Origin of the sequence: Stenotrophomonas sp. WZN-1 (assembly GCF_002192255.1) — a bacterium.
Lineage (GTDB): Bacteria > Pseudomonadota > Gammaproteobacteria > Xanthomonadales > Xanthomonadaceae > Stenotrophomonas.
In genome coordinates, this window is sequence record NZ_CP021768.1 from 592300 (window position 1) to 603484 (window position 11185).

Here is an 11185-nt window from a genome sequence, read left to right on the forward strand (position 1 = left end):
GCTGACTCGGAGCGTTCCCGTGAACCGCGCTGCGAGAATTGGGTGCAGCCGGCACGAAGCGCAGGCTGGAATGCGTGACGAACGGCGTCGGAGTGGGGGCGGGCGAAGAGGGCGGACCCTGGTCGCCGGCGGTCCCGGAGGGAAACGGACGGCCGCTGCAGACCGCGCAAGTCTAAACGATATTTGAGACTTCACGCAAAAAGGCCTGTTCAGGTAGGGGGGCTCTCTGCAGGGCTGCGCCCTGCACCCGCAGAGGCTGAAGCAACGGCAAAGGCCGGGTTCCTGTGGGTAGGCGGGGTGGGGCCGGTGGCAGGGGACGCTGCAAGTACGTCCATGTAAGCTCGGTCGCCGCATCCATGCGGCTCACGCCCCTGCCACCGGACCCACACCGCCCCGCCAAACCCGCAGACAACCCAGAGCCGGCTGTTGCTGTTGCTTTGGCTTGCAAAGCAGGTGCAGGGCTGCAAGCCCTGCCGAACCCCCTCCTGCGGTAGGGTGGGCCAATGCCGCGCTGCAGCTTGGCGTCGCCGCAGATTTGATTACACTTGAAACTTGTTTGCCCACGACTCCGGACACCCACCCATGAAGCTTGGTTCTTTGAAGGAAGGCGGCCGCGACGGCACCCTGATCGTCGTCTCGCGTGACCTGCGCCACGGCGTGCGCGCCACCGGCATTGCCGCCACCCTGCAGCAGGCCCTGGAGGACTGGAGCCACATCGCACCGCGCCTGAACGCCCTGTACGAATCGCTCAACGCCGGCGACGCCGATGGCGTGTTCGACCTCGATCCGCAGGCGCTGGCCGCGCCGATGCCGCGTGCCTATGAGTTCGTCGATGGCAGCGCCTACCTGCCGCATGTCGAACGCGTGCGCCGCGCCCGTGGCGCTGAGGTGCCGGAGAGCTTCTACACCGACCCGCTGATGTACCAGGCCACCAGCGCCGGCTTCTACGGTCCGCGCGACGCGGTCAAGGTGGTCAGCGAGGACTACGGCATCGACCTGGAAGCGGAGATCGTGGTGATCACCGACGACGTGCCGATGGCCGCCACTCCGGAACAGGCCGCCGGCCATATCCAGCTGGTCGGCCTGGTCAACGATGTCTCGCTGCGCAACCTGATCCCGGGCGAGCTGGCCAAGGGCTTCGGCTTCCTGCAGTCCAAGCCGCGCTCGGCGCTGTCGCCGGTGTTCGTCACTCCCGATGAGCTGGGCGCCGCGTGGCAAGACAGCAAGGTGCACCTGCCGCTGTTGACCCACATCAACGGTCAGTGGTTCGGTGCGCCGGAAGCGGGCGTGGACATGCAGTTCAACTTCGCCCAGCTGGTCGCACATGCGGCCAAGACCCGTCCGCTGGGCGCCGGCACCATCGTCGGCTCGGGCACCATCGCCAACGAAGACACCAGCAAGGGTGCCTCGTGCTTCGCCGAGCAGCGCGTGGTCGAAACCCTGCGCGACGGCAAGCCGAGCACGCCGTTCATGTCGTTCGGCGATGTAGTCCGCATCGAGATGCTCGATGCCGCCGGCAACAGCATCTTCGGTGCGATCGAGCAGCGCATCGAACAGGCCACCAAGGCCTGAGCAGGGAGGCGGCGATGGAGATCCCGGTCGACGACGGCATCGTGCTGTACACCTACTGGCGATCCAGCGCCGCCTACCGCGTGCGCATCGGCCTGGAGCTGAAGGGCCTGGCCTGGGGCGCGCGGCCGGTGCACCTGGTGCGCGAGGGCGGCGAACAACACCTGGACGCCTATCGTGCGCTCAATCCGCAGCAGCTGGTGCCCACCCTGCTGCATGACGGGCATGCGCTTACCCAGTCGCTGGCGATCCTTGAGTACCTGGACGAGCGCTTCCCGCAGGTGCCGCTGCTGCCGGCCGACGCTGCTGGCCGCGCGCGGGTGCGGGCGCTGGCCCAGCTGGTGGCCTGCGACATCCACCCGATCAACAACCTGCGGGTGATGCAGTACCTGGAGCGCACCCTGCAACTGCCGGCCGACGCCCGCACGCAGTGGACGCTGCATTGGATCGCCGAGGGCTTTGCTGCGATGGAAGCCCTGCTGGCCAGCAGCACGGACACCGGCACCTTCTGCCACGGCGACCGTCCCGGGCTGGCGGACATCTGCCTGCTGCCGCAGCTGTACAACGCGCATCGTTTCGGCCTGGACCTGGCGCCGTACCCGACCCTGCGCCGCATCGAAGCGGCGTGCCAGGCAGTGGACGCCTTCGACCGCGCCCGCCCGGAAAACCAGCCCGACGCCACCTGAAAGTAGAGGGGGCGGAGGGGATTAAGTCGTATATGCACTTACGACTTAATCCCCTCCGTCCCCTTTCTGCCGCAATCGGGCCAGGTCATCGCGGAACAACCGGTAGGCATCCTCGCGGCGGGCATCGTTGGTCTGCCGCAACACCCATGCCGGGTGCACCGTGGCGTAGCCGCGCGTGCCGTCCTCGAGGGTGTGCCAGCGTCCGCGGTCGCGTGAGAGGTCGAAATCACGACCGAATACCGAAGCTGCCGCAGTGGCGCCGAGGCACACGATCACCTGGGGCCGCACACGTGCGATCTCACCCATCAGCCAAGGGCGGCATGCCTGGACGTGGCGGCTCTCCGGCCGCTTGTGCAGCCGCACCTTGCCGCGCCGTTCATGGTGGAAGTGCTTCACCGCGTTGGTGAGGTACAGCTGGGCGCGATCGATTCCCAGTTCCGCCAGTGCGCGGTCCAGCACCTGGCCGGCAGGTCCTGCGAACGGCTGTCCGCGCAGGTCCTCGGTATCGCCAGGCTGTTCTCCGACCAGCATCACCTCGGCGCCTGCCGGCCCTTGCCCGAACACGGTCTGCGTGGCCTGCTCCCAAAGCGGGCACTGGCGGCAGGCACTGGCCTGTCCGCGCAGATTCTCCAGGCTGCTGGAATCGGTCGCCGATGTCGCAGCGTTCGCTCGCAGGGGAATCCGGCGTTGCGGTGCCTGCGCGGGACGGTCATGCATTTCCTGCACGCGGTCGGACGCGTCCCTCACCAGGCGTGGCAGCAATTGTGCTTCAGGCAGGTGGCGCCAGTACTTTGCCGGCATCTCCTGCATCATCATCCGTGTGTTGAGCCGTGCCGGATTGAAGATGCTCGCGTAGTAGGTCTGCCACAGCGACTCGCGTGCGTCCTCGGGCGGGGCGTCCTCGCGCCGTGCGCCGGGGCCGAAGGCAAGCGCCTGCCCATCCCAGGCGACGCTGCGCGAAGGCGTTAGGATCGCCCAGCGCATGCCGGTGAAGCGGCGCGCGAAGAAGGGCGCGACCCGATCGACAATGTGGTGCTGTGGCTCGAACCAGGCGATGAACGCATCAGGCTGGCCAGGCACCTCGCGGAAGCGCACGAACGCCTTCATCTTGTGCGTGTCACGGCGGACCGCCTGGGTCATGGCCATCGCCCGCAGTAGGTCGGCATCGGCGGGGTTTGACAGCACCGAGCGTTCGCCATGGGTGATGCGCCACAGCAACCGGTACAGGAGGGCCATGCGCTGCCCGTCGCGATGACACAGGCAGGTGGCCGCCAGCTCCAGGAAGTCGCGCGGTACGTTCGGTGCGCCAGCATCGGCCTGCACGGGCGCCGAGGTGACCGCGGGCGCATCCAGCAGTGATGCGTCGCTGCTCTCCAGCCAGTCCAGCTGCTCCGGCGCGACGCCGCGCAGCAGGGCTTCACGCGCACCGTTGCGCCAGGCCTCCAGCGACCATGGCGGATCCACCCGCAGCGACCAGCGCTGCGCGTCAGGCCGCGGACGGTGCATCGAACAGCGAACCCTGTCGCGGGGGCGGGGCCAGCTGCGCGCGTAGCGCCGCCGGATCGTCCAGCGCCTTGCGCGGATGATGGTCGGCCAGTTGCACGAAGGGCAGCAACTTGCTCATGGGCGCCTTCAGGCGTGCCACATCGGCTACCCGCAGGCGACCGTGGCGGCGTGCCATCAGCACGCGCTTGACGTTGCGCACGCCGAGGCCGGGCACGCGCAGCAGCATTTCCTTCGGTGCCCGGTTCAGATCGACCGGAAAGCGCTCGGGATGGCGGATCGCCCAGGCCATCTTCGGGTCGATATCCAGATCGAGCATGCCGTCCTGGGTGGTATCGGTAATCTCATCCACGCCGTAGCCGTAGAAGCGCAGCAGCCAGTCAGCCTGGTAAAGGCGATGTTCGCGCTGCAGCGGTGGCGGCTGCAGTGGCAGCTGCCGGCTGGCGTCCGGAATCGGGCTGAACGCGGAGTAGTAGACCCGGCGCATGCGGTAGTTGCCGTACAGGCTGTCGGCGCTGGCCAGGATCTGCTGGTCGTTTGCCCCGTCCGCGCCGACGATCATCTGGGTGCTCTGCCCGGCCGGTGCAAAACGGGGAGGGCGCGGGCGAGCGCTGCGGCTGGCCGTCGGTGCCACCGCTGCAGGGGCATTGCGAGCTTCCTTGGCCTCCTCGATGCGCCAGCGCAGTTCGCCCATCGCGCCACGGATCGAATGCACCGTCTTTTCCGGCGCCAAGGCGCTCAGGCCGGCTTCGGTGGGCAGTTCCACGTTGATGGACAGGCGGTCGGCATAGCGCCCGGCACTGGCCAGCAGTTCCGGCGAGGACTCGGGAATGGTCTTGAGGTGGATGTAGCCGGCGTAGCGGTGTTCTTCGCGCAGCTGCCGGGCCACTTCCACCATCTGTTCCATGGTGTAGTCCGCATTGCGGATGATGCCGCTGGACAGGAACAGGCCCTCGATGTAGTTGCGCTTGTAGAAGTCCAGGGTGAGCGTGACCACCTCCTCCACGCTGAAACGTGCACGGGGCACGTTGCTGGAAACCCGGTTCACGCAATAGGCGCAGTCGTAGATGCAGAAGTTGGTCAGCAGGATCTTCAGCAATGAAACGCAGCGGCCATCGGGCGTGTAGCTGTGGCAGATGCCCATGCCCTCGGTGCTGCCGATACCGCCACTGGCGCGCGAATCGCGCTTGCCCGAGCCGCTGGAGGCGCAGGAGGCGTCGTATTTGGCGGCGTCGGCCAGGATGGCCAGCTTGCGGATGGTTTCCATTGAGGAAACCTACGGATGAGCGGTCTCATTGGATGAGACCGCCCCTGAACGCTTCAGAAGAGGGGGCGGAGGGAGCGACGTCGCAAGTGCATATACGACTTAATCCCCTCCGTCCCCTTTCTCGTGCGGTCAGAAGCCGTGGGTGATGCTGGGTGCGCCCGCCGAGAAATCGGCGTACGGGTCGTGCTCGCCGCTGCTGCCCTCGGACAGGCGGAACTTCAGGGCCAGGCCATCGCGAGAGTCGGCCGCGCGCAGCGCTTCCTCCTGCTCGATGATGCCCGCCTTGGCCAGCCGGAACAGGCACTGGTCGAAGCTCTCCATGCCTTCTTCCAGCGAGCCTTCCATCGCCGCCTTGATCTCGTGCACCTGGCCGCGACGCAGCAGGTCGCGGATCATCGGCGTGTTGATCAGCACCTCGGTGGCCGGCAGGCGACGGCCCTCCTTGTTCTTCACCAGGCGCTGGCTGATCACCGCACGCAGGTTCAGCGCCAGGTTCATCAGCACGTTCTTGTGCGCGCTTTCCGGGAAGAAGTTGAGGATGCGCTCGATGGTCTGGTCGGCGTTGTTGGAGTGCAGGGTGGCCAGGCACAGGTGGCCGGTCTCGGCGAAGGCGATCGCCGCCTCCATCGTTTCCGCATCCAGGATTTCGCCGATCAGGATCACGTCCGGCGCTTCGCGCATCGCGTTCTTCAGTGCGTTGTGGAAGGCATGGGTGTCCAGCCCGACCTCGCGCTGGTTGACGATCGACATCTTGTGCTTGTGCAGGTACTCGATCGGATCCTCGATGGTGAGGATGTGACCGGTGGTGGTGCTGTTGCGGTGGTCGATCATCGACGCCAGCGAGGTGGACTTGCCGGAACCGGTGGACCCCACCACCAGCACCAGCCCGCGCGGGGTCATGATGACGTCCTTCAGCACCTGCGGCAGGTTCAGCTCCTCGATGCTCGGAATCCGGCTGCGGATGGCGCGGATGACCATGCCGACCTCGCCCCGCTGCTTGAACACATTGACGCGGAAGCGCCCGGCATCGGGCAGGGCGATGGCCATGTTGAGCTCCAGCTCGCGCTCGAACTGTGGCACCTGGCCTTCGTCCATCAGCGAGTAGGCGATCTTCTTGACCATGCCCGGTGGCAGGCCGGTGTTGCCCAGCGGATAAAGCTTCCCCTCGATCTTGATGTAGACCGGTGCCCCGGTGGTCAGAAACATGTCCGAAGCGTTCTTTTCGGTCATCAGCTTCAGGAAGTAGCCGATATCCATTGCGAATTTTCCCCAACGAAACGGCCGACGCCCGTTGCCAGCACGGTGTCGGCTTGACGACAATGGCCGTGAACCGACAACCGGTACGGCCTCCCCAATGAAACGACTTAGCTTCGCACGAATGCGCCATGGCCTGTATGTGATGGCGTTTGCATTCGCACTGTCTGCCCCCGCCTGGGCGCAGGACGCTGCCCTGGAACTGGCGCAGGCCCGGCAGGCGGTCGACAAGGCCACCCAGGCCGATGCCGACCAGTACGCCCCGGACCTGATCGGACTGGCCCGGCAGGGGCTGGAGCAGGCCCAGCGTGCCGCCGGCGACCGCCGCGAGCGCAAGAACGCCCCGGCGATGGCCCTGCGCGCCGCCGCCGATGCCGACCTGGCTCGCGTCCGCAGCGAGGAAGCCACCGTCACCGCGCAGCTGCAGCTGCGCCGCAACGAGGTCAACCAGCTGCAACGCCAGCTGTCGACCGGGGAGGACCGCCGGTGAAGCCGATGACCGCCGCAACCCTGGCCGCGCTTCTGGCGCTGCCGCCCCTGGCCGTGGCCGCCGACAACCCGATGGTGGCGCAGTTGAGCCAGCGGCTGATGGCCATTCAGGCCAATCCCGACACCGCTGAGCTGGGTGCCTTCGAGCGCATGCAGGCGCAGCAGGCCATCGCCACCCTGGACAAGGCCAAGCGCCGCGACCAGGAGCTGGCCACCTACCTGGCCGAGCGCCGGGTGGAGATCGCCGAGACTGCCGTGCGTACCGCACTGGCCGCGCGCGAGGTCGACCGCCTGGAGCGCACCCGCAGCGACCTGCTGATCGAGGCCAGCCGCCGCGATGCCGCCCGCGCCCGCCAGGAAGCCGAGCAGCTGAGAATGCAGGCGCAGATGCAGGCCGAGGAGGCGGAGCGCCTGCGCCAGGCCGCCGAGGCCGAAACCCTGGCCCGCCAGGACGCCGAGAACGCCCTGACCAGCGTGGCCGGCAAGCAGCAGCAGCGCCTCAGCGCCGCCCAGCAGAACGCCGCCAAGCTGGCCCGCGAGGAAGCCGAGCTGGTGTCCGGGCAGAAGCTGCCGGGTTCGAAGTTCGATGGCCGAGGCGAAGTCTTCACCTTCAATGGCGACGCATTCGCCGCAGGCGCTTCCAGCCTGTCCGGTGGGGCCCGCAACCAGGCCAAGGCGCTGGCCGAGTACTTGAACATCGGCAAGAAGGGCCGCCTGCGCATCGAGGCCTACGACAGCGCCAACGGGGTCGGTCAGAAGCGCGCCGAAGCGCTGCGCGACGCCCTCGTTGCAGCCGGTGTCGCCAGCAACCGGATCCAGCTCAGTGGCAAGAAGGCTGCGTCTACCCGGGCACGCTCGGCCGAGGTCATCATCGCCCCGTAATTGCTTGATATTGTTTGTTTTTCGTTGCGATGAGCATTCAGCCTGAACCCCGCCCCGGCGGGGTTCGGTCTTTTTGACGCAGGGGTCTTGTACCCCGCCTTGAGCAGGCGTAGGGTCAATCGTCCGGGACGCAATGCTGCGGACCGGACGATGGGAGGGCCGGGCCGATGCAAGCAGGGCGCGAACCGCAGCAGATCGACGTGCGCAGGCCAGTGCCGCAGGTCGTTGCAGGCGTCCAGGTGGCCATCGACCGGCGCTCCTCCATGAACAACGCCCCGTGCCTTGCGGCCGGGGCGTTCGTGTATCTGTCGAAGGAGGTCCATCATGTTTGAAGATCAGCCCCAGAGCGAGATCGACGCCCGTCGCGCGCGTGATCCGGAGTTCAGGGCACTCCATGACCAGCACCGCAAGTTGAACAAGAAGTGCATGGACGCGGAGTTGGGTGTACTCCCGATCGATGATGTCACCCTGGGTCGCATGAAGCGTGAGAAGCTGCTGGCCAAGCAACGACTTCTGCGAATGTACGAAACACCGCTCCCAACGACGTCCCCCACGCTTTGACGCACCCCGTCGCGCCCGGAACGGCGTGACCCGGCCATCGATGGCCCCGCCGGGCGCTCCTGCCCCGGCATCGCGGCACCGCCGATGAGGCGGCCGCGCCAAGGCACCACAGGCGGTGGTGCCTTGGCCTGCAGGCACAACTCACCGATGCGGGCGGTACCGGTCTCCTCGTCGATCCGGGGCCGCCCGCATCCCTTTTGGCGGCAGGTGGGTGGCATGCCCGTACCGACCTGACATTCAGCGCCATCCGTCGGATAATCATCGGTCCGGCCCTGCGTGGCGCGAATCGAAAGTCCTCCGAATGCCCATCCATTCTTCCGTCCTCGAACTCATCGGCCAGACCCCGATCGTCAAGGCCCAGCGCCTGGACACCGGTGTCTGCGAGCTCTACCTGAAGCTGGAGAGTGCCAACCCGGGCGGATCGATCAAGGATCGCATCGGCCTGTCGATGATCGAGGCGGCGGAGCAGCGGGGCGACCTGAAGCCGGGCGCGACCCTGGTCGAGGGCACGGCCGGCAACACCGGCCTGGGCCTGGCGCTGGTGGCCCAGCAGAAGGGCTACCAGCTCATTCTGGTCGTTCCGGACAAGATGAGCCGGGAAAAGATCTTCAACCTGAAGGCGATGGGCGCCGAAGTGCGCCTGACCCGTTCGGACGTCGCCAAGGGCCACCCCGAGTACTACCAGGACCTGGCCAAGACCATCGCCGAGCAGACCCCGGGCGCCTACTTCATCAACCAGTTCGGCAACCCGGACAACCCGGCCGCGCATGAATTCGGCACCGGCCCGGAAATCCTCGAGCAGATGGGCGGCGACCTTGATGCCATCGTGTTCGGCTGCGGCAGCTCCGGCACCATGACCGGCCTGTCACGCGCCTTCGCCAAGCTGTCGCCGAAGACCGAACTGGTGCTGGCCGATCCGGTCGGCTCGATCCTGGCCGAGTACATCAACGACGGCAATCTCAACGACAAGTCGGGCAGCTGGCTGGTGGAAGGCATCGGCGAGGACTTCCTGCCGTCGATTTCCGATTTCAGCCGCGTCAAGAAGGCTTATGCCATCAGCGATGCCGAGAGCTTCCACACCGCGCGCGAGCTGCTGGGCAAGGAAGGCATCCTGGGCGGTTCGTCCACCGGCACACTGCTGGCCGCCGGCCTGAAGTACTGCCGCGAGCAGACCACGCCGAAGAAGGTGCTGGTGCTGGTGCCGGACACTGGCAACAAGTATCTGTCGAAGATGTACAACGACTACTGGATGCTGGACAACGGTTTCCTGCAGCGCCCGCAGCACGGCGACCTGCGCGACCTGATCCTGCGCCCGTATGGCCAGCGCGACACCGTGGTGATCGGCCCGAACGACCTGCTGACCACCGCCTACCAGCGCATGAAGCTGTACGACGTGTCGCAGCTGCCGGTGATGGAGGGTGACCAGCTGGTCGGCATCGTCGACGAAAGCGACGTGCTGCTGCACGTCTATGGCGACGAAGCGCGCTTCCGCGACCCGGTGGCCACCGCGATGGTCAGCAAGCTGGACCGGCTGGACGTGAAGTCGCCGATCGAGGCCCTGCTGCCGGTGTTCGACCGCGGCCAGGTGGCGATCGTGATGGACGGCGACACCTTCCTCGGCCTGATCACCCGCATCGACCTGCTGAATTACCTGCGTCGGCGCGTTCAGTAAGGCGTTTATCGCCGCAGATCGCTGCTGAATCCCGGTTTATCCGCGTCAAAGCTCGTTAAGGCCGCGCTGATAGACTCCCGCTCCTTCGACGGCGCCGGTCATCGGCGCCAATCAGGAAACGACATGTCCAACGCTTCTTCCCCGGACCGCGCGCTGGCCCTGGCCACGCTGGCCATCCATGGCGGCCAGTCGCCCGACCCCAGCACCGGCGCGGTGATGCCGCCGATCTACGCCACCTCGACCTATGCCCAGTCCAGCCCGGGCGAGCACCAGGGCTTCGAGTACTCGCGCACGCACAACCCGACCCGCTTTGCCTATGAGCGCTGCGTGGCGTCGCTGGAAGGCGGCACCCGCGGCTTCGCCTTCGCCTCGGGCATGGCGGCCAGCTCGACCGTGATCGAGCTGCTGGACGCCGGCAGCCACGTGGTGGCGATGGATGACATCTACGGCGGCAGCTTCCGGCTGTTCGAGCGCGTGCGTCGCCGCACCGCCGGGCTGGATTTCAGCTTTGTCGACCTGACCGATCTGGCGGCGTTTGAAGCCTCCATCACGCCGAAGACGAAGATGGTGTGGATCGAGACCCCGACCAACCCGATGCTGAAGATCGTCGACATCGCCGCGGTCGCCGCCATCGCCAAGCGCCATGGCCTGATCGTGGTGGTCGACAACACCTTCGCCTCGCCGATGCTGCAGCGTCCGCTGGAGCTGGGCGCGGACCTGGTCCTGCATTCGGCCACCAAGTACCTCAATGGCCACTCGGACATGGTCGGCGGCATGGTCGTGGTCGGCGACAACGCCGAACTGGCCGAACAGATGGCCTTCCTGCAGAACTCGGTGGGTGGCGTGCAGGGCCCGTTCGACAGCTTCCTGGCCCTGCGTGGCCTGAAGACCCTGCCGCTGCGCATGAAGGCGCACTGCGCCAACGCGCTGGCGCTGGCCCAGTGGCTGGAAAAGCACCCGGCGGTGGAGAAGGTGATCTACCCGGGCCTGGCCTCGCACCCGCAGCATGAGCTGGCCGGCAAGCAGATGGCCGGCTACGGCGGCATCGTCTCGATCGTGCTGAAGGGCGGTTTCGACGCGGCCAAGCGCTTCTGCGAGAAGACCGAGCTGTTTACCCTGGCCGAGTCGCTGGGCGGTGTGGAAAGCCTGGTCAACCACCCGGCGGTGATGACCCATGCTTCGATCCCGGTCGCGCGGCGGGAGCAGCTGGGGATCAGTGATGCACTGGTGCGGCTGAGCGTGGGTGTTGAGGAGCTGAGGGATCTGCAGGTGGATCTGGAAAGGGCACTGGGCGGCTGACCG

General features: G+C 66.8%; 10 protein-coding genes. 7 read left to right on the forward strand and 3 right to left on the reverse strand.

All coding sequences use genetic code 11. The features are described 5' to 3' along the window. Positions 1-582: 582 nt before the first annotated feature. On the forward strand, positions 583-1572 hold the full coding sequence (locus CCR98_RS02735; protein WP_087921433.1) for a fumarylacetoacetate hydrolase family protein: 990 nt from the start codon (positions 583-585) through the stop codon (positions 1570-1572). 14 nt (positions 1573-1586) lie between these two features. Next, positions 1587-2255: a maleylacetoacetate isomerase gene (maiA, locus tag CCR98_RS02740; RefSeq protein ID WP_087921434.1), complete on the forward strand. Its 669-nt coding sequence runs from the start codon at positions 1587-1589 to the stop codon at positions 2253-2255. A gap of 45 nt (positions 2256-2300) precedes the next feature. On the opposite strand, the gene CCR98_RS02745 is transcribed toward maiA, so the two are convergent. The 3 genes from CCR98_RS02745 to CCR98_RS02755 form a co-directional block, all read right to left on the reverse strand. Next, positions 2301-3761, reverse strand: coding sequence for a UdgX family uracil-DNA binding protein (locus CCR98_RS02745; RefSeq protein ID WP_087921435.1), 1461 nt, complete (start codon positions 3759-3761; stop codon positions 2301-2303). Further along, a complete protein-coding gene (locus tag CCR98_RS02750) occupies positions 3742-5025 on the reverse strand; it encodes a putative DNA modification/repair radical SAM protein (RefSeq protein WP_087921436.1) in 1284 nt (427 codons plus the stop codon). The genes CCR98_RS02745 and CCR98_RS02750 overlap by 20 nt, the downstream gene beginning before the upstream one ends. A gap of 129 nt (positions 5026-5154) precedes the next feature. After that, complete coding sequence (locus CCR98_RS02755; protein WP_014645840.1) at positions 5155-6282, reverse strand: PilT/PilU family type 4a pilus ATPase; 1128 nt, start codon at positions 6280-6282, stop codon at positions 5155-5157. A 121-nt stretch (positions 6283-6403) separates the two neighbouring features. Here CCR98_RS02755 and CCR98_RS02760 point away from each other — a divergent pair, with 121 nt between their 5' ends. The 5 genes from CCR98_RS02760 (at position 6404) to CCR98_RS02780 (ending at position 11182) form a co-directional block, all read left to right on the forward strand. After that, the gene (locus CCR98_RS02760; RefSeq protein ID WP_005415160.1) at positions 6404-6769 is read left to right on the forward strand and encodes a DUF4398 domain-containing protein; all 366 of its coding nucleotides are present in this window, start codon (positions 6404-6406) and stop codon (positions 6767-6769) included. After that, positions 6766-7650, forward strand: coding sequence for an OmpA family protein (locus CCR98_RS02765; RefSeq protein WP_087921437.1), 885 nt, complete (start codon positions 6766-6768; stop codon positions 7648-7650). The genes CCR98_RS02760 and CCR98_RS02765 overlap by 4 nt, the downstream gene beginning before the upstream one ends. Before the next feature lie 324 nt (positions 7651-7974). After that, complete coding sequence (locus CCR98_RS02770) at positions 7975-8211, forward strand: YdcH family protein (RefSeq protein WP_005407964.1); 237 nt, start codon at positions 7975-7977, stop codon at positions 8209-8211. Between the two features lie 301 nt (positions 8212-8512). Continuing rightward, entirely contained in the window at positions 8513-9883 is a 1371-nt protein-coding gene (locus CCR98_RS02775) for a pyridoxal-phosphate dependent enzyme (RefSeq protein ID WP_087921438.1), read from the forward strand. A 123-nt stretch (positions 9884-10006) separates the two neighbouring features. Continuing rightward, a complete protein-coding gene (locus tag CCR98_RS02780) occupies positions 10007-11182 on the forward strand; it encodes a cystathionine gamma-synthase (protein ID WP_087921439.1) in 1176 nt (391 codons plus the stop codon). Positions 11183-11185 lie beyond the last annotated feature (3 nt).

Excerpts from the sequence above, each read along its gene's own strand:
- CCR98_RS02735 (WP_087921433.1), top strand. The coding sequence starts at position 583 with ATGAAGCTTGGTTCTTTGAAGGAAGGCGGCCGCGACGGCACCCTGATC.
- maiA (WP_087921434.1), top strand. The coding sequence starts at position 1,587 with ATGGAGATCCCGGTCGACGACGGCATCGTGCTGTACACCTACTGGCGA.
- CCR98_RS02745 (WP_087921435.1), bottom strand. The coding sequence starts at position 3,761 with ATGCACCGTCCGCGGCCTGACGCGCAGCGCTGGTCGCTGCGGGTGGAT.
- CCR98_RS02750 (WP_087921436.1), bottom strand. The coding sequence starts at position 5,025 with ATGGAAACCATCCGCAAGCTGGCCATCCTGGCCGACGCCGCCAAATAC.
- CCR98_RS02755 (WP_014645840.1), bottom strand. The coding sequence starts at position 6,282 with ATGGATATCGGCTACTTCCTGAAGCTGATGACCGAAAAGAACGCTTCG.
- CCR98_RS02760 (WP_005415160.1), top strand. The coding sequence starts at position 6,404 with ATGCGCCATGGCCTGTATGTGATGGCGTTTGCATTCGCACTGTCTGCC.
- CCR98_RS02770 (WP_005407964.1), top strand. The coding sequence starts at position 7,975 with ATGTTTGAAGATCAGCCCCAGAGCGAGATCGACGCCCGTCGCGCGCGT.
- CCR98_RS02775 (WP_087921438.1), top strand. The coding sequence starts at position 8,513 with ATGCCCATCCATTCTTCCGTCCTCGAACTCATCGGCCAGACCCCGATC.
- CCR98_RS02780 (WP_087921439.1), top strand. The coding sequence starts at position 10,007 with ATGTCCAACGCTTCTTCCCCGGACCGCGCGCTGGCCCTGGCCACGCTG.